The sequence below is a fragment of the Vibrio sp. NFR genome (assembly GCF_027587095.1).
GTDB classification, from domain to species: Bacteria; Pseudomonadota; Gammaproteobacteria; order Enterobacterales; family Vibrionaceae; genus Vibrio; species Vibrio harveyi.
Window position 1 is genome coordinate 193,406 of record NZ_JAPPTN010000011.1, and the last position, 22,542, is coordinate 215,947.

General features: G+C 44.8%; 23 protein-coding genes. 7 read left to right on the forward strand and 16 right to left on the reverse strand.

Annotation, left to right across the window (positions count from 1 at the left end; all coding sequences use genetic code 11):
- Positions 1–54 precede the first annotated feature (54 nt).
- Positions 55–1,074, forward strand: a complete 1,020-nt coding sequence (locus OH463_RS19895) for an FUSC family protein (RefSeq protein WP_269992292.1) — start codon at positions 55–57, stop codon at positions 1,072–1,074.
- Between the two features lie 65 nt (positions 1,075–1,139).
- Here OH463_RS19895 and OH463_RS19900 read toward each other — a convergent pair whose 3' ends face one another.
- The gene (locus OH463_RS19900; RefSeq protein ID WP_258455537.1) at positions 1,140–2,009 is read right to left on the reverse strand and encodes a LysR family transcriptional regulator; all 870 of its coding nucleotides are present in this window, start codon (positions 2,007–2,009) and stop codon (positions 1,140–1,142) included.
- A 112-nt stretch (positions 2,010–2,121) separates the two neighbouring features.
- Here OH463_RS19900 and OH463_RS19905 point away from each other — a divergent pair, with 112 nt between their 5' ends.
- The 3 genes from OH463_RS19905 to OH463_RS19915 all read left to right on the forward strand — a co-directional run bounded on the left by OH463_RS19905 (position 2,122) and on the right by OH463_RS19915 (position 4,681).
- On the forward strand, positions 2,122–3,333 hold the full coding sequence (locus tag OH463_RS19905; RefSeq protein ID WP_269992296.1) for an MFS transporter: 1,212 nt from the start codon (positions 2,122–2,124) through the stop codon (positions 3,331–3,333).
- Between the two features lie 82 nt (positions 3,334–3,415).
- Positions 3,416–3,997 carry a DUF1415 domain-containing protein gene (locus tag OH463_RS19910; RefSeq protein ID WP_269992298.1) on the forward strand — a complete coding sequence of 194 codons (582 nt, stop codon included), beginning with the start codon at positions 3,416–3,418 and terminating at the stop codon, positions 3,995–3,997.
- A 108-nt stretch (positions 3,998–4,105) separates the two neighbouring features.
- The gene (locus OH463_RS19915; protein ID WP_269992300.1) at positions 4,106–4,681 is read left to right on the forward strand and encodes a nucleoside triphosphate pyrophosphohydrolase family protein; all 576 of its coding nucleotides are present in this window, start codon (positions 4,106–4,108) and stop codon (positions 4,679–4,681) included.
- 89 nt (positions 4,682–4,770) lie between these two features.
- Here the strand turns inward: OH463_RS19915 and OH463_RS19920 are convergent, their stop codons facing one another.
- The 15 genes from OH463_RS19920 to OH463_RS19990 form a co-directional block, all read right to left on the reverse strand.
- Positions 4,771–5,544, reverse strand: a complete 774-nt coding sequence (locus OH463_RS19920) for a nucleotidyltransferase domain-containing protein (protein ID WP_050925136.1) — start codon at positions 5,542–5,544, stop codon at positions 4,771–4,773.
- A gap of 32 nt (positions 5,545–5,576) precedes the next feature.
- Positions 5,577–6,083 (reverse strand): AAA family ATPase, encoded by a 507-nt coding sequence (locus OH463_RS19925; protein WP_009697382.1) that lies wholly within the window; start codon positions 6,081–6,083, stop codon positions 5,577–5,579.
- A 547-nt stretch (positions 6,084–6,630) separates the two neighbouring features.
- A complete protein-coding gene (locus tag OH463_RS19930; protein ID WP_047517001.1) occupies positions 6,631–7,047 on the reverse strand; it encodes a lysozyme inhibitor LprI family protein in 417 nt (138 codons plus the stop codon).
- A gap of 163 nt (positions 7,048–7,210) precedes the next feature.
- Positions 7,211–7,567: a hypothetical protein gene (locus OH463_RS19935; protein WP_050926492.1), complete on the reverse strand. Its 357-nt coding sequence runs from the start codon at positions 7,565–7,567 to the stop codon at positions 7,211–7,213.
- Positions 7,568–7,620: 53 nt separating this feature from the next.
- A complete protein-coding gene (locus OH463_RS19940) occupies positions 7,621–8,142 on the reverse strand; it encodes a hypothetical protein (RefSeq protein ID WP_053052273.1) in 522 nt (173 codons plus the stop codon).
- A 58-nt stretch (positions 8,143–8,200) separates the two neighbouring features.
- On the reverse strand, positions 8,201–9,382 hold the full coding sequence (locus OH463_RS19945) for a hypothetical protein (protein WP_269992306.1): 1,182 nt from the start codon (positions 9,380–9,382) through the stop codon (positions 8,201–8,203).
- A gap of 246 nt (positions 9,383–9,628) precedes the next feature.
- Complete coding sequence (gene btuD, locus OH463_RS19950; RefSeq protein WP_080654225.1) at positions 9,629–10,396, reverse strand: vitamin B12 ABC transporter ATP-binding protein BtuD; 768 nt, start codon at positions 10,394–10,396, stop codon at positions 9,629–9,631.
- A complete protein-coding gene (btuC, locus tag OH463_RS19955; protein ID WP_059678540.1) occupies positions 10,383–11,378 on the reverse strand; it encodes a vitamin B12 ABC transporter permease BtuC in 996 nt (331 codons plus the stop codon). Before btuC ends, btuD begins: the two co-directional genes overlap by 14 nt.
- Positions 11,379–11,480: 102 nt before the next feature.
- On the reverse strand, positions 11,481–12,509 hold the full coding sequence (locus OH463_RS19960) for a succinylglutamate desuccinylase (RefSeq protein ID WP_005439838.1): 1,029 nt from the start codon (positions 12,507–12,509) through the stop codon (positions 11,481–11,483).
- Positions 12,510–12,747: 238 nt separating this feature from the next.
- Positions 12,748–14,547, reverse strand: a complete 1,800-nt coding sequence (locus OH463_RS19965) for a M3 family oligoendopeptidase (protein WP_269992312.1) — start codon at positions 14,545–14,547, stop codon at positions 12,748–12,750.
- 82 nt (positions 14,548–14,629) lie between these two features.
- The gene (gene cobC / locus OH463_RS19970) at positions 14,630–15,244 is read right to left on the reverse strand and encodes an alpha-ribazole phosphatase (RefSeq protein WP_009697374.1); all 615 of its coding nucleotides are present in this window, start codon (positions 15,242–15,244) and stop codon (positions 14,630–14,632) included.
- Complete coding sequence (gene cobU, locus OH463_RS19975) at positions 15,241–15,789, reverse strand: bifunctional adenosylcobinamide kinase/adenosylcobinamide-phosphate guanylyltransferase (RefSeq protein WP_269992315.1); 549 nt, start codon at positions 15,787–15,789, stop codon at positions 15,241–15,243. Before cobU ends, cobC begins: the two co-directional genes overlap by 4 nt.
- Positions 15,786–16,592 carry an adenosylcobinamide-GDP ribazoletransferase gene (locus OH463_RS19980; protein WP_050907540.1) on the reverse strand — a complete coding sequence of 269 codons (807 nt, stop codon included), beginning with the start codon at positions 16,590–16,592 and terminating at the stop codon, positions 15,786–15,788. The genes cobU and OH463_RS19980 overlap by 4 nt, the downstream gene beginning before the upstream one ends.
- Positions 16,592–17,635, reverse strand: coding sequence for a nicotinate-nucleotide--dimethylbenzimidazole phosphoribosyltransferase (gene cobT, locus OH463_RS19985; RefSeq protein ID WP_269992318.1), 1,044 nt, complete (start codon positions 17,633–17,635; stop codon positions 16,592–16,594). The genes OH463_RS19980 and cobT overlap by 1 nt, the downstream gene beginning before the upstream one ends.
- Before the next feature lie 19 nt (positions 17,636–17,654).
- A complete protein-coding gene (locus OH463_RS19990; protein WP_017190319.1) occupies positions 17,655–18,266 on the reverse strand; it encodes a flavin reductase family protein in 612 nt (203 codons plus the stop codon).
- 734 nt (positions 18,267–19,000) lie between these two features.
- On the opposite strand from OH463_RS19990, the gene OH463_RS19995 reads away from it, so the two are divergent.
- From OH463_RS19995 to OH463_RS20005, 3 genes are all read left to right on the forward strand, one after another.
- Positions 19,001–19,696, forward strand: a complete 696-nt coding sequence (locus tag OH463_RS19995) for an NAD(P)H-binding protein (RefSeq protein WP_017818004.1) — start codon at positions 19,001–19,003, stop codon at positions 19,694–19,696.
- Between the two features lie 194 nt (positions 19,697–19,890).
- Positions 19,891–21,264 carry an L-cystine transporter gene (locus OH463_RS20000; protein ID WP_053050855.1) on the forward strand — a complete coding sequence of 458 codons (1,374 nt, stop codon included), beginning with the start codon at positions 19,891–19,893 and terminating at the stop codon, positions 21,262–21,264.
- Positions 21,265–21,485: 221 nt separating this feature from the next.
- Positions 21,486–22,175: a DUF1826 domain-containing protein gene (locus tag OH463_RS20005; protein ID WP_269992323.1), complete on the forward strand. Its 690-nt coding sequence runs from the start codon at positions 21,486–21,488 to the stop codon at positions 22,173–22,175.
- Positions 22,176–22,542: the final 367 nt, after the last annotated feature.

Sequence of the window (22,542 nt, forward strand, 5' to 3'; positions counted from 1 at the left end):
TTGGTAATCTCATACCTTCCATATTGTTATTCACTGAAGGATGGGAAATACGCCATGCTCGATTCACTCGCTCAAAAATTCATCCCGCCAAAGCCTTACCTTGTGCTAGGCAACCGCATGTTTTTGCTTTCTATCGTGCTGCTTATCATCAGTGCGTATTTTTATGATGTCGGAGAAGCTTTTGTGGCGGTGGAAGTGGGAATCATCCACTACCTATACAATCTCAAATTCAGTACGACAAAAGACACCCTACTAGGTAGCCTCCATCCTTTGGTCATGACATTAGTTGCGGTACCACTTTCCATGGTGCCTATCACTTATGCGCCTTTTACTAGTGCGCTGTTTGCCTTCTTACTCGTCATAACAGAGCGCGATAAACACCACCAAGGAGTACCAAAGTACATTCTGCCGCTGACGTTTATGTTGTTATCGATGATGATGCCGGTAGATATCCCAGCCACAGAACTTATGCTTCAACGTTCAGTATCGGTTGTGCTTGGCATCACTGTGGCGATCATTGCTAGTACGCTGGTTTGGAAAAACGCCAACACCCAGAATGGCTCGATGAGCACCACACATAAAATTAGTCGTGTTGATCTCAAGTACTCCAGCCGCAAGGCGCTAGGGATTGGCTTGGTGCTGTCGTTAGGTATATGGAGTGGCACAGGAGCCGTTTTAGGTGCTTACCTATTTATGATGATCCACAGCCCGTTCAGCAAAGATTTAGCACCGAAAGCTTGGCAACGCTTGAACGGAACCTTGCTTGGCGCATTAGTTTATTTGCCTGTGGGGTTGCTATTGGGCTCGTTCAACTCCGACATGGCAATCACAATAACCATGTGGGTTTTAGTCATCGCTTCGCTTTACGGCATCCTTGTGTATCTCGAACACAACTACACCATTGCCACGGCTTGTATCATGCTGCTTATTCTTACTGTATCGGTAGGTCCTTTTAATCCGGAAATGGCAGAATTGATCTTTTCGCAGCGAGTATTGTTCACCGTAATCGGTGGCGCTGCCATGGTGGCTCTTGGGGTTTTGATACCACTTAATGAGAAAGAGATAACTGCATAAAAACAAAAGCCTCCCAATTAAAGGGAGGCTTTCCATTGAACAGTTTGGTTTTAATTGGATACGAATCAAATATACCGCTTCACAAAGTCAATGAAAGTACGGTCGGCAATGGATAGATAGCCTTGTTTTCGCCACGCGAGTGCAAGGTCGAGCTTAACGCTCGGTTCAAATGGAATACCCACCACACCCTGTTCATGTTGTGTCACCAGTTCTAGGAGAGCGGTAATAGCAAATTCTTGTTTAACGATACTCAGAATGAGCGGCAGCAAGTTGGTTTCAAATGAGGACTTCATTGTAAAGCCATGCTCTTCGCTGACGTGGTCTAAGAATTCTCGGTGGAAGTAGCCATGTTGGAACATCACCAAATCATGCTCGAAAAACTGATCAAATGTGATGGCACTGCGCTGAGCTAAGTCATGTTCCGGAGCCACAACGGCGACCATTTGGCTAGTAAACAAATGGTCAGTTTCTAAGTCTTCTGGTACATCGTCACAACTGATCACGCCAATATCGAGCTGTCCATTAAGTAACATTCGGCGGATAGACTGAGTACCCGCCTCCACCAGCGTCAGCTTTAAATCTGGATACTGGCTCTTAAACGCCATGACAATTCGAGGGAAAAAATAGCTGCCCATCATTGAAGGCGTACCAAGGCGCACTTCCCCTTTGGCTAAACCTTTGAGTTCATCAATTGCTAACTGCGCATCGTGTAACTGCTGAATTACTCGCTTAGCGTGAACCAACAGGGTTTCCCCTTCTTTGGTTAAGCTGATTTTCTTTTCTTCTCGGCGAAACAGCGTCACGCCAAGAGACTGTTCGAACTTCTTAATTGAAATACTTAACGCTGGCTGAGCAATGTGCAAAGCCTTAGCTGCATGAGTAATGTTGCCGTGTTCCGCGACCGCCAAAAAGTGTTTGAGTTGTTTCGATTCCATTAGATCAAAAATATATACCAACCATATTTTTAATATATTTTTTCAATCCACAACTAACTGATAGATTGATCACAGTTTCTTTATATTTGCTCGCTCGCATTAGGCAGGACTCATGGTCAGTTTCGGTACTCCGGAATACAAACGCATTACGCTATCTCTGGCGCTCGGCTCATTTTTGGTTTTCTCGAACCTTTATCTCCTTCAGCCGATGCTGCCAAGCTTTGCGGCGCACTTTCAGATCTCGGAAACGCAGGTCAACTGGCTATTCGCCGCCACCACACTGGCTCTCTCCTTTAGCTTGGTCCCAATGGCTGTGCTCTCTGAGTCGATTGGGCGCAAACCTGTAATGATGTTTGGTCTGTTTTCGATCCCTGCGATCTCCGCATTAATGCTGCTTGGCGATTCGTTTTTGTTCTTAGTGGTTTGTCGCGCTTTGATCGGTGTTGCGCTTGCCGCGTTTGCAGCTGTTGCCGTTGCTTATATGGCGGAAGAGCTAGATAAACACGCATTTTCAATGGCGATCGGTACTTATATCGCAGCCAATTCATTGGGAGGGATCGCAGGGCGTATCAGCGGAGGTTTGTTGGCAGACAACTTCAGCATCGACGTCGCCATCGAAGTCATGATGCTATTCACCCTTATCGGTGTGGTCAGCGTGCATTACTTGCTGCCAAAACAGAAAAACTTCACCCCTTCTTCGAGCAGTTTAAGGCATCACAATCGAGCTATTATCGGACACTTCAAAAATCAACGTGTGTGGTTCGCTATGCTAATTGGCGGTTTGAACTTTGCCTTGTTCGTTAATCTTTATTCGGTAATGGGATTCCGCTTGGTTAGTGCACCACATAATGTGCCTGTCGGGTTAGCTTCTCTCATCTTTGTTTGCTATTTGGGTGGTACGTTTTCTTCCCGTTGTGCCGGACATTGGAGTAAACGCTTTTCACCGATACTTGGCATGTTTTTAGGCTCTATCGTCAGTATGGCTGGCATGTGGATCGCAGTAATTGAAAGCATACCTGCAATGTTGGCAGGTTTGTTATTGATCAGCTTCGGTGCGTTCTTCACTCACACGCTAGCCTACGGTTGGGTTGGACAAAACGCAACACAAGCAAAAGCGACGGCGACCGCATTGTATCTCGTGCATTACTATATTGGCGGCAGTTTAGGTGGATTCCTATTGCTCTATTGCTGGCAAAACGGCGGTTGGTCGAGTGTACTAATTGGCGGCAGTGCACTGTACATTGCCATGTTCGCTGCTATCGCATTCTTAAAACACATTACAGAGCGAATTGACGCTGGCGATAATGCAGATATAACTGCTTAGCAAGGCGTTAAGCCCTATTGATTTTATGTTGTGGCGTTGGTCTGCTATGCTTGCGCCACATTCATAAAAGCAAGAAAGTCGTATGCCAACGCGCTCAACACAAGAATCACCAAACACCGATATCAATGCGATCACAGAGCAAGTCGATCAATGGCTCAATGATGTCGTGATCGGGTTAAATCTCTGCCCGTTCGCCGCTAAGCCACAGCGCAATAAACAAATCAAAATCTTCGTTAGTGAAGCCTCGCAAGAAGAAGCTCTACTTGAAGACATTTTGCTGCAACTGATCGAACTCAGTAATACCGAGCCAGAAAAACTGGAGACAACCTTGGTTGTGGTTCCAAACATGCTGCAAGATTTCTGGGATTACAACTTCTTCATTGATTGGGTTGAAGGCTTGATCAAACAGCAAGATTGGGAAGGTATTTTCCAAGTTGCCACCTTCCATCCTGATTACTGTTTTGGCGGTGCAGAACCAGAAGATGATGAAAACCTGACGAATCGCTCTCCATACCCAGTGTTTCATTTGATCCGTGAAGAGAGCATGGAAAAGGTACTTAAACACTACCCTGATCCAGAGTCCATTCCAGATACCAATATCGCACGTGTCTCAGCGCTTTCAGACGAAGAACGTAAGAAGCTCTTCCCTTACCTATTTCGCTAAGACTCACTCCCCAAGAGACAGAATTCTAACCAGTTAGAATGGGATCGCTTGGGGATTAAAGTTCGGTTTGATATGATTGCGACTTCAATCGATTCAATGGACATTAGAATGCAACTGTCAAAGCTAACCCAAGAGATTTTTGATCACCTATACCGTGACATCACCGAGTTCCGTAGCACTTTCGACCTACCAGTGGCGGATGTTGCAAGCCTAGACGCACAAGCAGATACACTACACACTTCTCTTGCGATCGAAGAGCTTACTGAACTAGCGGAAGCGGATTGCAAAACCGAGCAAGCAGACGCAATCATTGACAGCGTTTACGTTCTAATGGGTCGTCTAGTACACCTTGGTGACAGCAAAGTTGAAGATAACCTAGCGATCAGCTACCTGATCGATCTACTGCTTAACGTAGCGGTGAACCGTGGTATCGACTTTATCCCTTGCTGGGACGAAGTGCACTCAAGCAACATGAGCAAAGTGTGCCGTAACGAGCAAGAATATGAAGAAACAGAAGCGTTCTACGCTGAACAAGGCATCAAGCTGATGGCGGTTCAAAAAGGCGAATACATCATTGCGAAATGCGCAGAAGATTTTGTATCTGAAGGCAAAACGGTACGTAAAGGTAAGGTTCTAAAATCGGTTTACTACCGCCCTGCAGACCTTAAGCCACTTACACAGTAAGTCGCCGATTAGGCACTACAGATAAAATTCAGCGCCCACAATACTCGATATTGTGGGCGCTTTTTATTCTGAGCGTTCTTGATAAACAATCAACTTTGTAAAGCCCTAGCATTGATGTGTTGACTTAACCGCTGATAAAGTGCGATGGCATCTATTTTGGACGCTATGTTGCCTATTGCACATTGGTAAGCAAGATCAATATCTTGATGTTGATTTGGGTAGTATTTTCTCGCTACTTCGACACATTCAGGCAAGTTGATATACCAACTGCCGTCCTTCTCAGCGACAAAATAGTAGGCAGCTCTTATCAACTTCTTACCAATCACTTTTGCTACCGCTTTGTCACTCATTTGCGCAAAACGACCACTCATTTGCTCCAAAAAAACCGCGAGGTCACTATTGAGAGCTTCAGCGATTTCAAAGCTGGGTTTATGTGACACAAGCTCTTTTGATAAATCATTTCCCCAAATGCAGCAGCAACAGTGTTTGAGCCAAAATTGCCAATGGTATTTTTCTTTTGGGTCTAGAACACGATGACGCTCACCTGGGTCAATATCAAGTTTGCTTATTTGCGGATAAGCTTTGGGGATGCTTGAAGACAGTTTGTTGAATATGCCCAGTTCATTTTGACTCACCGGTGCGGTCAGTATTACGGAAACATCGAGATCTGAGTGCCCCAGCATTGCTGTGCCTCTGGGAACGCTGCCGTACAAGTAGATACCATCTATTTGTTTTGGAAGTTGCGTTATCAACTCACCAACAACGACCTCAACAACTGGTTGGAACTCTATTTGAATATTTTCTGGTGAACAGTCATTGCGGATAAAGCCCTGGGCATCGAGACCATTATCTCGCTTGTGCATGGCGAATCTCCATCATAAAAGGAATGCTAAATTCAAATACCAAGCTTTTCGACCAATTTGGCAAACGACGTTTCGATACTGTCTGCTGCCGTATCAATCTTGACGACTTCCGTCTTCCAAGCCTCGTAGTGACGAGCTTTTACTTGTTGCCAATTCGGTAGCTGCAGGTTCTCAACTTCATTCTTACGAGAATCAACACGTTGTTTATGCTCATTCTCATCCGAGCAACTTATCTCTATGTTAACAAAGTGAGCGGACATGCTTGTTGCCACTTGCTGCCATTCATGCCGTGTAAGCTCTATGGGGTTACAAGAGTCAGCGATACAACTCAACCCAAGTTCAAGGTTATCTCGGATGATCCGGTAACTTAGCCGATAACCCTCACCTTCAACCTTGAAATGACACAAATCACGTAGGCCTTGCTCTATAGTGTCGACGCGTACATACATCGCGCCAACTCTTGCGGCTAATAGCTTTGCTAACGTCGACTTACCAGACGCAGGAAGACCAGAAAAAATGTACAAGGTAGGAATCGTCAAATGAACTCCTTCTCTATTAAATCCCATAAGCTTGAAATACATGATTCAAAAGAATGATGCTAAAGAACATCAAAGCGACATGCCAAACATTCGTCACCATCAATGTACTCTGCGAACCAATAATGGCCATCTTCCAATTCTCGATAATTGACCAAAGTATATGATTTGGAAAACCGATATTGCAATACAATGAGCTTATTGCATTTTGGCGGCCAACTCGTTGTTTCAACAATTAAATTGTTGTTTTTCAGCTCAGATTTAAGGATCTCAGTTAGAAGGAGACTTTGGAACATACTATCGGTCCTCAAAAGAAGTGCTAGCTCTCCAACAAGAGAAGAAACTTACAGCTAAATTTACCCGCAAAATGCCCTACGATCAGGTTCTGAATCACATTTGCCCTCTCTGGCATAAAACACTTCCCATTTACTGCCTGAGTGGGTTAAACAGCATCTCTCATCCGCTATACCGTTTAGCGTGATAGAAGCCGTGTTGAGGTTAAGTACGTTGACGCGTTTTAAAAAATGAATCTATCCGCATTTAAGTAACACTACTCAACATTTGGTTCGGGTAAAACAGGTGGCGTACTATCCATGTAGGTTAAGAAGTTTTGCCAAATTTCGTGAGTTCTTTGTTGAGTTAAGTGAGTTTCGCAGGAAATAGCCATCACGCCACGAATTGTCCCTTCACGCCACTGCGTATATACCGAATCACAATGCGACGTCACATACGCTTGCCAATCTTTTTGTGCAACTTGAATCGCTTTAATCAGCTCAGGATCATAAGAATTATGTTCGAAACTCGTTTCCAAATACTTATTTAGTTGCTTTTGAGCAGCCTCTAACTCAATGGCTGCACACTGATTAATCTCTAGGGTACTGACCGCGTTATTACAATCTATCGCTTCTTCTTGAGCAAATGCCATAGATGACAAACTCGTTAGAGCCACAATCACGTATTTTTTCATTCCTTTCTCCAAGTCAACGCAAGTAAATTTTCTTTTTGTTCTATGCCATTTCAAAGCTCGCATAAACCTCTTTTAGGTTTCGTTATTGTGCTTACCTGTTTATCTTGATCCAGCTTTTCTTCCGTTTTAACCAAAACTCTAAAATAAGAAAAGGTCTCTTATCTTAATTACGCTCCGAAACGCGGCTCAGTTTTTTCAAAAAAGCAGGGTCGCTTTCTAAAGTAAAACACTTCACAAGTAGAGGCGACGTCTCTTTCTTATACTGAATCTGGGGCTCATAGTTACGAACTAATTCATTAACTTCAACGAATTTATCTGCGGGAATATGGCTCATCTGTACAATACCTGCCGAGATGCTTCTTATATCCTTTAAATCATAATTTTTGTATGAAAAATACTGATATAAACAATTTGCTTGTGCAAATTGAAGCAACGGTTGTTCGACTTTGGGTGAGAGCCCTCTCTCCGCTTGCACTGAAAATGCCAACCCTAAACTTAGTAAAGCAATGAGTCTTATCACTCTTCCTCCTTGTATATTCGTAAAGGCGCAACAAGAGCTGTGTCCTACATGATTTAGTGAATATCCCGTATTTCAATGTGACTTAATCTATTGATAAGTTGGGATGCCATCAAAGTTAACTTTCCTTCGTTAGCTTCAGAAATCGACCTGAGCGAATGCATTACATCGACTCTTAACGTTTCAAGTCCCGCTTTGTCGTTAGTGTCATAGGCGGTAAATGCCATTCCTTCCAACTCATCAAGCCAATTGTCGAATGATTGAGGCTGTTTCGAAAGTAACAATAAGGTGGTGTAAGGGTCCGCAATTAATGCCTTCAGAATTAATGGGGACACCTCCCCAGAAAGCGCTCCATCACGACGTTTCCAGATTTCAGTTAAAGTGAAGATGGTTGGTACTAATGTAGATGGGTTACTATCTTTAAGCGTGGTTTCGATCGTTTGATGGTTATCTATCATCCAGTTAAGTAAAAGATGTATCTCTGAGCTTTTAGCTGGTGATACCGTCGGATAAAGAAGAAAAGCAAAGAGTAATAACCTACTTTTAATCACTGTGGCTAAGCTGACATTAATATGCACCCCCTTACATTATTACCATCTAGTTTTTCGTATAACTTGTTTTCTAAGAGCTGCACTTTTATGTCTTGCTTAACATCTTCAGTGCAAACCTACCTCGCTCGGAGACAGAGTTTGATTTATCTGCTGAAAATCCCTGTGCGTATCTCTTTGCCTTACTACCAAGAGACTCTAACTCTCGAATAAGGAACTCAGCTGCAACTCTGCGAACAATAGGAGAAGCGTCGTGTGCTGAGCGGTTTAATAACTCGGCAGATGAAAGGGAGACACTAATCTGCCGTTCGTAGACGATGGGCTTGAACTGCCCTTCACAGTAACGAATATCTGTCCAAACCCACTCTCGACCATGAGTCCATGTAAGCCGTTTTTCGAAAAGAGCACGAAAAGCCTTGGCTCTTATACAAGGTTGAATAGCACTCTTCGCGATGTTAGTTAGATGCGTATCTAAAATGTTGGTCCGACTTAACTGAGAAAATAACGAGGGCATGGGACCGCAACAAGAGTTCATCAATTTGGCGACAATAGCGTTTGCTACCTGGGGTCTGCTTATTATATTCAGCAATACTTGCTTTTCCGTCTCATCGATTCGTCCCCAAGAGTTCCAATGAACAAGGACTACGCTTGTCGCATTTGCAACGTCTTGAGGATCACTGTGCTTTGCTATCTTCGCTAATTGCTCTTTGGCGGCTTGGCGAACTTGAGGTGCCCAATCATTAAGTCTGCGTAGCGCCATACAAAGAAAAAATGCATTAGGCGCACCACCACACAACGTTCTGAGCGTATTCTCTCGTTTGCGTCCATCAGCACTAATTAAATCCAACCAAGTGCACATTTGTGAAGCGTGTTTCGTGTCTGATACCACTTTTGAAAACCGTGAGCGAATAAGCCTCTCCCAATAGTCAAAGTTTGCTAGTGGTAAATTATCAGTCACACAAACCAGCTCTGTCATGTCTGCGATGACCTTCCCCCGAGCATTCAATGACATAGCGAAGTTGTTGACCGCAGCCATGACCTCAAATTTCTTGCCTGGGAGCCAGTGTTCGAAGCGACCTGCCAGCTCCCCAACTGGTTCACCATCAAATTTAAAAGGTATTTGGTTTCGTTTTCGTAGGTCTTCAGTCTTTTCCGTTAAACGGGCTGATTCTAAATTGGGTTCGTCCATTGAGTTATAGTTCACATGACCATTAAATGAATATGGTTTGAAAGTACCTTTGTTTTGATGTCTCTCATCTTTATGTTTCACTATCAACTTTATAGGCAATTGAGATCAGCCTTCAAATAAGAAATGGCTTAGAAGCGTATAAAAATGGAATCGCTCGAAATATCACTGCAACTGCTAAAATAATCACTTGCACGAAAAGAGTGTTAGAGAAAACGGCTAATTGCAGCTTAGTATTGGCATTGAACATCACAGTCTTACAACCAGATTGACACTTTTTAGCGTGCTCTGTTTGATGTCAACACGGCGGTTTTTAGCTGCGAATTCAAGTTAATCAAAAATCAAATAGGGTCTATCTTCCAATACGACTTTACGAACTTGAGTTTGGAAAACTTCTGCCAAGCCCTCTTCCGTGAGTACTTCATCTGCATGACCTAAAGAATGCAATACGCCGTTATTGAGCAGCAAGACTTTATCAGCGTGTTTAAGCGTTCGGTTTAGGTCGTGGTTTGCGACCAACACCCCAATCCCCTGCGCAGCGACGGCATTAATGAGCTGATATAGCAGTCCTTCTTGGGCAATATCCAGCGGCGCTGCGGGTTCATCCAAAATCAATAGCTGAGAGTAAGGGTTAATTGTGCGCCACACTTGCAAACACACTCCGGCTAAACGGACACGCTGCCATTCACCGCCGGATAATGTCTGAATACTTCGATGAAGCTTGTCTTGCAGTTGTACTAGCTCAATAACAATATTAACGGCATCTCGTACTTTCGCGTCGCTGATATTGGCACCAGTTGGCAATGAAAGTGCTAAGTATTGAAAGACATCAACATTGAATGCAGGTCTTGATTGCTGACACAAATACCCACGGATATGCGCTTGTTCTGAAAGTGGCATTGTGAGCAGGTCGTTATTATCGACAAGTACTTCCCCACTCACGCCTTCACGCTGAGTTAAAGTGCCAGATATCGCGCCAAGTAATGTACTCTTTCCTGAGCCGTTTGGACCCACGACATGGACAACCTCACCCGGCTTACATTCAAAGGAGAGCGGTAGCAGTCGACTTCCCACTGCGATGTGCTTAACGTGCATCATGACTTTTCACCAGCATCCAAATGAAGATAGGTGCGCCGATAGAAGTGGTCATCACTCCAAGCGGCAGCTCTGCAGAATCGAGCAGCAAACGCGCGCCGATATCCGCAAAAACCAATAAGGCTGCGCCAGATATTGCCGACAGAGGCAACAGGTAACGGTTTTCTGTACCAAACGCTAATCGAAGCAAATGCGGTACGACCAAGCCCACAAAGCTAATGATCCCACCCAACGCAACGGAACCACCAACAAGTACGGAGATTGCCAAAATGAGTTTCCAGCGCATCTGATGAACATCAATACCCAGTTGAGTGGCATGGATTTCCCCTAGCATCAACTTATCAAGCGGTTTGCCCTTGCAGCAGAGCCAAATCAGCACAGGTAGCATGACCAAAGTGACGGTGTGCTGATACCAACTTGCACCACCAATGCTGCCCATTAGCCAGTACATTAACTGACGTAGGCTTAAGTCATCGCTAAAGTAGAATGCCCACGTCACAATGGCGCTCGACAAAATACCCAGTGCAACGCCGACGAGCAGCAGCCTTGCAGTAGTGAGATGCATTGCCCTTGCGATACCAACCAATATGACGGTAAACAGCATCGAACCGGCAATGGCAGCCAACATAAAGATCATCGGAGAAGGTAAAACCGGCAAGGCAAACATGGCTAGCACCATTGCCAAACTCGCGCCACCGGAGATCCCGAGAACGCCGGGTTCGGCTAATACGTTGCCAAGCAGAACTTGTAAGGTAGCACCAGAGACCGCCAATGCAGCCCCGATAATGGCGGCAGAAACCAAGCGTGGCAGGCGTAAATCCAACAAGAGCTTTTGCTCAAATGCCGAGAGAGACTGAAAAGGAGAAAGGAATACCTCTCCGACCATCAAATGGATAGCAGAGAGCAGCACGAGAATCACTGACATGATCAAAAGATTGCGTTGCCAGCGTCGTTCCTTGTTCAGGATAAGTTGTTGAAAATCCATAGTAGCCGATAAATACAAACGAGGCTTAACCTTACAGTTAAGCCTCGGTAAATTGCAAATGTGTTCTTACGCTTTATTCGCCGAAATTAAAGCGATATGGCATTAATCGTAGACTAACTCGCCATCTTCGTAGCGCGTTTTCACTTCACACACCATTAATGCTGCGCGTTGACCAATCGCGACGTGGCGGTTTGGGAAAACAACAGCTTCGTTATCGTTCTTCGCCATCAACGGTTTGTCACCATCGTGACCAAACACTTCGCCGTGAACGAATGAGGTGAAGTTCTCGACGTTGTCATCAAACATGAAATCGAAATCTTCGTGCAAGCGCACAATCGTACGACTAACACGGTACTTGATACATGGTTTAGACAAGTGCTCCGCTTTCGCCTCTGCAATTAGGTTACGCAGTGACAAATCGAATGCTGTCAGTTTGTCTAAGTCGTTTTCACCAATGCGAGCCACACGACCAAGTTCCATCGTCAAAGCTTGCGCGCCGTAGTTCTCTGCACTGAACCAGCTGAATGTGCTGGTTGGCGAGTTAGACAGTAGCACTGCTTCAATATGTGCACTATCGAGAAAATCAATCAAGGCTTTGCTTCGAACAGGATGACGCGTTTTCGGACTCACCGCAAAGGTGTAGTGCTTTGAATCACGGATCGCACAGTGCAAATCTAAGTGCCAGCGTGTTTCCGCTGCCGTATCTTGATAGAAATCTCTCACTAACAATTTGAGGGTATCAGCAATCGCAAGCTCTTTGGTCGGCTCGTGCTCTTTCTCATCAAACAGTCGGTTAAGGTTTTCTTCTAAAAATCGCGTGTGCGCCAGAGTCGATTCTGGGTGAGCGATAATGAATAAGCATCGAGCCTCGACTTTCTGGAAGCCAGATTCGATGTCTTTGATAATTGAATCCACCAGCTCCATCGGTGCGGTTTCATCCCCGTGGACACCACAAGAGATGATGACGTTCTTTGTTTCCTGAGTGTATTCATCAGGAATCACTTCTAGCACACCACGCTGATAGAGTTTAAGTTTTACACCATTAGACAGCACCTGCTCCGCTGGCGCGACATCAATATGAACATCTAACGTGTCAGTTAAAAACGATTGGCGAAAGAGAGACTTCGTCATGCGTTACTCCTTAATAGCACGGCGGGTATGTTAATAAATTGTACAAAGGATTTTTGTTGTTGCGATCCCACTTATGAGTAGAAGCCGCCAAATTTATTTAAAATCCCATACCTTTTCGCGCCATGCACTCAAATCAAGCATTGAGGCGTTTATTTTTTAAACAATTACAAAGTGTTAGGGCTGTGAACTTTACCACAGCCCTAAAGAAGATCATTATGATTTGATCAACTTTTAGCGTTTATTCACCACGTTGTGCGAGTAAACGTTCAAATTCGTCTACTTTGTCACGAACTAGCTCTACACTCTGCTGCCAGAATTCCGGTTGCGTCAGATCCATTGAAAGATGCTTGTCTACAACTTCTTCAGCCATCATGTTGCCAGTGTCACGTAATAGATCTACGTAATCGTCGTAGAAACGCTCCCCTTTAGCTTCACGTTGAGCGTAGATACCTTTACTGAACAAGAAGCCGAACAGATATGGGTAGTTGTAGAAGCTCACCCCAGAGATTGAGAAGTGCAGTTTGCTCGCCCAGAAATAAGGGTCAGCCTCGCTCATCACATCGCCATACCAATCTTTCCACGTTTCTGACATCAACTCACAGAAATCATCCGCTGTCAGTTCGCCCTCTTGGCGACGCTCGTAGAAAGCTTTTTCGAATTCGTAACGAACTGGAATATTGATCATTAGCGCCAACGCCGAAGAAAGCTCTTCCCACAGCATTTCGAGCTTATCATCCACACTTTCTGCTTTTGAAATCAGATGATCACGAACGATGTTTTCAGCGAAAATTGAAGCGGTTTCTGCCAACGTCATCGGGTAGTACGTTTGGCAAAGCGGCAAGTCACGAATCACCCAGTTGTGGAAGGCATGACCAAGCTCATGAGCAAGCGTCATCAGGTCTGAGCGGCTACCACTCCACGTCATAAACACAAGCGGCGTACGCGTCGCTGGCAGCTTAGTACAGTATGCGCCAAGGCGTTTGTTGGCATTAGGCGCGGCATCGATCCAGCCGTTTTGTACCATCATGCGGACAAACTCGGACATATCTGGGTTCACGGTTTCGAACGCTTCACAAATGACATCGATTGCTTCATCAAATGGATAAACTTTCGCTTTGCCACTCAAAGCAGGCATCGCAGCAAGATGATTCCATGGTTTCATCTCATCCAAACCATGGACCTTCGCCATTAGCAAACCGGCTTTTTGACCAATCTCACGGCTGTCTTTAGCGACTTTCATCATGGCATCCAACGTTTCGGCTTTGATTCGGCTGCCATGTAAGCTTGGATCAAGGAAATGAACATCACGTTTGGTAGAACGCTTTTTGTTCTCTGTTAAACGCCAACCTGAAAGCGCGTTAAGGATAGAGGCAAAAGACTCTTGGTGTGTCGACATCGCCTTCTGAACACCACGCCATGCAGCTTCTTGGCGATCAAATTCAGAGCCGTAAAGAATGCTTGCTGCTTGCGAGAAGCCAAGCTCTTCACTTTCACCATCAGCGCAGTCAAGCTTCACTTTCAAAGAGCCCGTGAGGTTGTTGTATAACTTACCCCACGCAGATTTTCCATCCACGCTCATTGCTGCTAATAGCTTTTCTTCTTCGGTGCTTAAGCGTGTGTCAGCCAGTTTGCGAGAGTTTAGGATTGAAAACGCCTGACCACTGATGTCTGGATTTTCATGATCCAAAACGCGAGTAATGAACTCTTCATCAGCGTGAGTCAATTTAAGCTCAAACGCACTGTAAGCTTGAGAAAGCTCAGAGAAAATACGCGTCATACGACCCAGCAGTGCTTTCGCTTCTGCATTTGTCGCATCCACTGACGCGTAACAGTTTGCGAAGTTCGCAATAGTGCCAGCCAAACGGCTTGCCGCCTCGCTGGTTAAGATTGCGTTTTGCATCACTTCAACAGAGTTACAATCAGCAGACTGTTTATTGAGTAGGTCAATGCATTGCTCTACAAGGGCAATGTCATCTTGAATTCGTGGGTCAGCGAGATCGTTATAAACGATGGATAAATCCCAGCTAGGAGCGGTCATTTATGGTTCCTTTTGATGTAATCGAGCCAGCCCTTTTCTCTCTTAAACTCGGTAGAGATCCAAGCGTTGGCTACTTCCGTGACTAATTTTCAAATAGTGGTACGCCTATCGAACGAACTGAGGCGTAAATCTGATCATCGATGGTAATTGTTATATGTGTTACTGACGCATTTCCTATCGCTAATGTCGAATACCATCGCGGATTGCGCCAATCTACACCCAATACATGGGCAAGAATCATTCTAATTACGCCACCATGCGTGACAATTAGCAAGTTGTCATTGATATCATTAATGATTTGAGACCAAGCACAAGTTACACGATGAGAGAAATCATCCAAGCTCTCAGCATTCGGTAAGGTGTGTTGTGCCGGTGCTTTCCAAAATGCATCGAGCTTATTCCAGTGCTCAGAAAGCATGTCAAATGGGATGCCGTCGAAATCACCAAAATCCAATTCTTTAAGTTGAGGTTCCACACTTAAAGGCAAAAGTTGCTGCTCAGCGAGTATCTCAGCAAGATCGTGACAACGTGACAAGGGAGAGCTGATGATCCCTTCTACTTCTCGACCCGTTTGTTGCCAGGCTTGAGCAATTTTGCGTTGCTCTGCTTCATCGACTTTTAAATCGGCTTGTCCGTGTAAACCTGGGGCTGCGTTCACTTTCCCGTGTCGCAGTAAATAGATATTCAGCGTTTTCATCTCTTCCCTTCCTGTGGTTTGAGCTCAAGTGGCAAGCCCGCAGCAACAAACGTGACTTGCTCACATACGGTCGCCAGTTTTTGATTCATCCGTCCCGCATTATCAACAAAGTAACGACTAACGGCGCCGAGCGGCACAATACCCATCCCGACCTCGTTAGAGACAAAAATTAGCGTCGCGTCAGATTGTGCTGCCGCATTCACCAACAACTCAATTTGCTCCTCTAACCGCTCATTACAGCAGTCATCACCGAGTTCAAAGATCCAGTTGTTGAGCCAAAGCGTAAGGCAGTCAACTAGCACGACATCTTGAGACGAAAACTCACAAATTAGCTCAGGCAAGTTAAGCGGACATTCATACTCAATCCACCCAGCCCCTCGCTGCAGTTTATGATGAGCAATGCGTTGCTTCATTTCTTCATCAAAAGGCAATGCCGTCGCAACATAGTGAAGCGTTCCGTTTTTATTTTGTGCCCATTGTTGCGCCCTGCTCTCTGCTAAGCTCGATTTTCCTGAGCGCGCACCACCTAGAATAAGTTGCTTCATAATGAATGACTAAATGCGATAAGAGTGAGATAAACAAGCAACTCTGCAAGCTGCTGCGCGGCACCAAGGCAATCGCCAGTAAATCCGCCGATACGTTTGGTCAGCCAGCGTTTAAAGCCCACACGAAACAGTGTCAGTACCAATAGGATAACCACTGCCTGAGTCACACCCAGTAACAACGCTACAACCCCACCAGTTAAGAGCAGTATCGCGACTTCTAAGCTCGATTGTTTGTTCGCTAACGGTTTACTTTTCGAGGTATCTGCGTCACTAACGTAAGGCATGTCGTATATGAGAGTGGCAGCAAGTGCTCGGCTCACGGTGTACGCCACGACGATCATCAGCCAAAACTGAGGCTCATTGGCTAACTCGCTCCAAAATACAAACTTCGCTAACAGCGCCATCATTAGCGTTGCCGCTCCGTACGTCCCGATGCGGCTGTCTTTCATGATGGTTAAGCGGCGCTCTAACGTCATACCACCGCCAATGCCATCCGCCATATCCGTTAAACCGTCCTCATGGAACGCGCCGGTAAGCAGAAGGCTAAATGCCATGGTCAACACGATGGCAACTGAGTTTGGGAACAACAAACTTGCCAGTGAAAATACAGCTGCGCACAGTAGTCCTAGCAACACACCGACCAAAGCAAAGTATCGCCCTGCTTGGTTCATGCGCGTTTCACTGTAAGGTAAATCTGCGGGCACTGGTATACGACTAAAAAAGCTGACTGCGAGCAAGAAAAGCTCACTCTGATAGCGCAAAGAACGAGTCTCTGAATGGAGTGTATTATCAGAAGCAGACACTAAACCGTCACTCCCGCACACTCAAAGCTCGCCATGTTGTTGTAAAACTGAGCCGCCGCTTTTACCAGTGGCAAAGCAAGCGCTGCTCCGGTTCCTTCACCTAGACGCAAACCAAGGTCCAAGAGAGGCTCCGCTTGTAGGCATTCCAGCACAAACTTGTGCCCATTCTCTTCTGAGTTATGAGCAAACAACATGTAATCTCGCGTCTCTTCATCTAATAGAGTCGCGACATAAGCAGCTACAGATACGATAAATCCATCAACCAAGACTGGCGTTTTGTGGCGTTTTGCTTCTAAGAATGCGCCAATCATTTGCACAATTTCAAACCCACCGACTTGAGCCAGTGCGCCTTTGGTATCAAGGTCACGACAGCGATTCACACCTTGTGCGACTAGCTTGATCTTACGGTTTAGCTGCTCTTGAGTAATGCCCGTGCCATAGCCAACGCAATGGTCGACTTCCAATGGACTAAGCGCAGTTAACAATGCCGATGCCGAACTGGTATTGCCAATCCCCATTTCACCAAACATCAATAAGTTCGAGCCATTAAGAATCGCCTGCTGCGCGACCTTTGCACCATATTCCAAACCTAACGCGACTTGTTCTAGTGACATCGCCGTTTGTTTAGCGAAGTTTGCCGTGCCATTTCCCAGACGTTTCTCAATCAAGTTGGGGTGATGTTTAAAGTTAGGAACTAAGGTATCGATCGGTGACAACATGCCACAATCAATGACCTTAAAGTCAATTTGGTTGAGATCGCAGAAACAGTTAATAGCAGCGCCACCAGCGAGAAAATTCGCCACCATTTGTTGAGTCACAGCACTTGGCGCAACGCTCACCCCTTCTTCTGCGATACCATGATCACCAGCGAATACCAACATGGTTGGTTTGCGAATTTCTATTGTTTCAACCGATTGAAGCTTATCTTGGCTTTGAATTAACGCCAGTTCTAGCGCCACTTTTTCGAGCAAACCAAGAGCGCCTAATGGTTTGGTTTTGTTATCAATGCGCGCTTGAATTTCTGAGGCAAAAGAGCGATCCATGATGATGATTCCTTATTCTTTATTTTGGACGAGCGACAGAAAAAGTTTTTTCTAACGTGGCGTATTCATTACCACCCAACCGAGCTAATGGGTCTACAGCTAAGGCATCAACTTTTAAACGGTCACCCTCCATGGATATGACCCGCTCATCGACATAAATGTGTTCAATCTCTGCAAAGATTAAACTTTGCGGTGTCTCCCCCATCTCTATCACTTCATGCAACTTACAGCCGAATGCAATTGGCGCGCCCTCTAAGCGTGGTAATTCGAAACCTTGGAAATCAACCGTCTCAAGTTGAGTCGTCTCCAGTTCAGATTCCCCATGTTCTAATGTGGCAGAGGATAAAGTGACTTTATCCGCGAGATCGCTGGGTGCAATATGGATAACCAACTTACCGGTTTCTAATGCATTTCGCGTGGTGTCCTTTATGTCCCCATTGGGCTTTTTTCCCACAGAAATCATCAATAAAGGTGGACGGCTAGAGACCGCAGTAAAGTAGGAAAATGGCGCTAAGTTGAAGTTTTGCTCACCTGAGTCTGTGAGCACCCAAGCGATTGGGCGAGGAATGACAGTTTGAGTCATCAAATGGTACACCTGCGTTGGCGCAAGCGTACTGAGATCTATGTTCATACGACGTCCTTGGTCTTAGAAAACCGCGAGAGAAATGAGACTCCCGACAAATTGAGAGAACAAGTGTACCCCTCTCCCGTGCAATTTCATCTGATTTTCTCTTTTTGACAGCGCTTTTTGTCAATTCGACAGTCATATTGATAAAAATGTTATTTCAACCTGCTCATTTAGCGATAGAAGAAAAACAAAGTCGAGCAATGAAGCCACATATGTAAACAAGATAACCTTTCTTTTAAGAGGTAAGACCGAGAGTCAGCCCACCTATCGAAACAGGTCTATATAACTGAATAATAAATAATTTTAATTTCCATTCGTCGATTTAAAATGATTTTTTGTTCCTTATAGGGTTGTTAGATTAGTTCCGATTTACCCACAACATTCCAATGTTGGCACGAGTGATGCTATTCAGATCTTGTCCCCGACATAAAGAGTGAGAAACCATGTTTGCCAATCAAAGTCGTCGCCCTGCTAAGAAAGGCAAGCCCAACAAACAACGCCCATCGCGGCAATCCATACCCTTATCATTCTCCTAGGAAAAAAGACCCGTTCGTCCCGCGGGTCTTTTTATTTGCGGGTATTTTATTCGCTTAGCTTTCTATACCCAAGTAACCTCGAGATGCTAGGTTCACTGAGTTCGATTGATTAAGTGTCATACATTAGCTACCTGACTGCAGCTTCGTGGAAGAAATGCGCTACAATAGCCTAAGCACTTGTTCTTAAACAGGAAGGATACAATGGGCAACGATTCAAATGCATGTGTGATTATTGCAGGTGGTACAGGTCTTGTAGGGAAAGAAGTCATGGCTAAACTTGTCTCACAGCCTAGCATCGAAACGCTATATTCTCTCTCCCGCCGAACGATCACTGGTATCGAGGATCCAAATAACAAAATTGTCCCATTGTTAGACGCGGCGCTCACAATCCACGATTGGGACGATCAGCAACCGATTCCACGCGTCGGTTTTATTTGTCTCGGCACCACATTAAAACAAGCTGGCAGCAAAGATGCTCTGCGAAAAATCGACGTCGAATTGGTATGTAAAGTTGCTCAACAAATGAAGATGATCGGTGTAAAACGCATCGCTGTGGTTTCGAGTCTAGGCGCAAAAGCGTCTTCTTCATCCCATTATCTAGCTTGCAAAGGACATATGGAAAAAAATATCGAGAGGATGGGCTTTGAAGAAGTGGTGTTCGCAAGGCCCGGACCTCTGGTCGGACAGCGAGAAAATCCTCGTACGGATGAAAAGGTTGTTCAGACACTTTCTAAGGTAATTCGTCCGCTTATGCTTGGTAAATTGGCGAACTTTGTACCCGTTCATGCTCAAGACGTAGCCAAAGCGATGATTTATCAAGTTTTCAGCTATCAAGAAGAAAAAGTCATTTATTTGCATAGAAAGGATATGCTTGATCTCATTAGGCACTATGATTGAAAAATTTCGCCTAAATATTACGCTAAATCAGTCATCAACGAGAGTCGAGTCGCATTTTTATATTCATTTTAGATCTATCTAATACCTGTTAATCATTTTTAAAGTTATATCCCACTCGGTATCTTACCCAACCAGTATATAGCTCCGTATAAAATTTAATCAGCACTTCTTATGCCGATTACTAAGGTAAGATTATGAATTTCGCAGTGGTTGCTTCTCTGGCGGTGTTTATCGCCATATTAATGTTCCTTTTTAACCAACAACAAAAACAAAACACACTCTCGCGTTTGGTTTTAATTGGCTTGGTTACGGGCTCTCTTTTCGGTCTTGGACTGCAACTTATTCATGGCGAAGGCAGCGATGTCATTGGACAAACACTTGAATGGGTCGGCATAGTCGGCAGCGGTTATGTTGGTCTGCTTAAAATGGTGATTATGCCTTTGGTATTGATTTCCATGATTTCCGCCGTTGTAAAGCTAGAGAAAGGCGGTTCGCTGGGTAAGATCTCTGGTCTAACGATTTCTGTTTTGCTGGTAACAACAGCCATTGCTGCCATGATCGGTATTCTTGTTACGACTACATTTGGTTTGTCTGCCGCTGGATTAACTGAAGGTGCACGTGAAACGGCTCGTATTGCCGTATTAGAGAGTCGAGTAGAATCAGTAAGCGACCTAACGATTCCTCAGATGTTAGTAAGCTTTATTCCAACTAACCCGTTTGCCGATCTTACCGGGGCTCGTTCTACATCGATCATTGCTGTGGTTATCTTTGGTGTTTTAGTCGGTATCGCTGCACGTAAAGTGATGGCAGAAAAAGAAGAGTTGGAATCTCCAATTCGTACTTTTGTGGAAGCGGCACAATCCGTGGTTATGCGCCTGGTTAAGATGATCATGGCATTAACGCCTTATGGTATTGCTGCCCTTATGGCGAAAGTGGTCGCAACATCAAGTGCTGCCGACATTTTTAATTTGCTTGGCTTTATTGTTGCGTCTTACGTTGCAATTGCACTGATGTTCCTTGTTCATGGTCTACTTGTTTCTTTTGTCGGCGTTAGCCCTGCTGAGTACTTTAAAAAGATTTGGCCAGTACTGACATTTGCATTCACGTCACGCAGTTCAGCGGCAACGATTCCACTTAACGTTGAAGCACAAATCACCAAGCTAAACGTACCACCAGCAATTGCGAACTTGTCAGCGTCTTTCGGTGCCACTATCGGTCAGAACGGCTGTGCAGGTATCTACCCAGCAATGCTTGCGGTAATGGTAGCGCCAACAATGGGTATCGATCCTCTAGACATCAACTTTATTCTGTCACTGATTGCCATCATCACGATTAGCTCATTTGGTATTGCCGGTGTCGGCGGCGGCGCAACCTTTGCTGCCCTGATTGTACTGCCTGCGATGGGCTTGCCTGTGACAATCGCAGCGCTACTGATCTCTATCGAGCCACTAATTGATATGGCGCGAACTGCACTTAATGTCTCTGGTGCAATGACTGCAGGTACCATTACCAGCCGATTGTTGAAATCCACCAACGACAATGGACAGTTAGAAGAACAAAAAGCGTAGCTGTTCTCAAAAAATAACTCTCAGTTTGAGCCGATGGTTTCTCCATCGGCTTTTTTGTATTTAAGCGCACCAAAGTGAAGAGTCATCCCCTTCCTATCTTCTCCAATTAATGCCTTACTCCCTACTCGCTAACTGTCTAAACTGATTTATTGAGCAGCATTGTTATGATATAACATTTCACAAATATCAAAATGAACACAGATAACATCGGAGGTAATGTCATGAGTTCAACTTTAATCGAGTCCACTTCAACTGAGGCTCTTGAATGCACACTTCGAGCGCCGTGTTTCAGTTCAGGCGAAGAGCCAACTGTGTTAGCGAACATCTATCAAGAAGACATCAATATCGCAATCTGGCGGCGACAATTCGATCAACCGCTTGCCGATGCCACGAATCGGTTTATCACCTCCCACCCTAACTTCAATAAATCGCTGAATGTATCTCCTGAAAATGCTTATGAAGTACTGCAATACGCAACCGATGGGCAGGCGCCGGATGTATTGTTGAGAAATATCGTGGAGTTAGTCGACATGTTTTGCTATTTGTTTGAGTTAGAAGACGCAGGACTGCGCCTAGCGACACTCAATAGCGCGATGTGTCCCCGTTTTCACGTTGATCAAGTCCCCTGCCGCCTAGTCACTACCTACCAAGGCATTGCGACTCAATGGATTGCTAATGACGTACTTGATCGCTCAAAGCTCGGTCGTGGTAGTCATGGGCTTTCGGATGCAGAATCCGGCTTATACAGAGCAGAATCAGATATCAGCCACCTTTCTGTTGGTGACGTTGCACTGCTAAAAGGTGAGCGTTGGATCGGAAATGAAAACAAAGGGCTGGTTCATCGCTCGCCTAGTATCCAATCGAATCAAGCTCGTTTGTTGCTGACATTGGATTTTGGAGCAACCAACTAGTAATTAAATAGGTATAAAGACAACCAATACCTTGACAAAAATAATAAAATAAAAGTGTTCGATACTACAACGTTGCTAAACCAACTATCCTTCTAGTTATTTCCACATTATATCCCATCAAAACGATGGCACGTAATGCTCTCAGAGGGAGAGGTATTTCCTATTACTTGTCACAAATCAATATAAATCTTAGCGAGGTAATAACAACGGTTTAGGAAATTACGACACTATTATGTAATAAATCAGTTATCTCTTATAAAGATAACTATCATTTAAATAAAAGAAAAAGTAACTGTTCCCTCAATGCAACACTGTGTAACGTTGTTTTTACTCCTGTCTATTGATATAAAAAATTAAGGATTATATG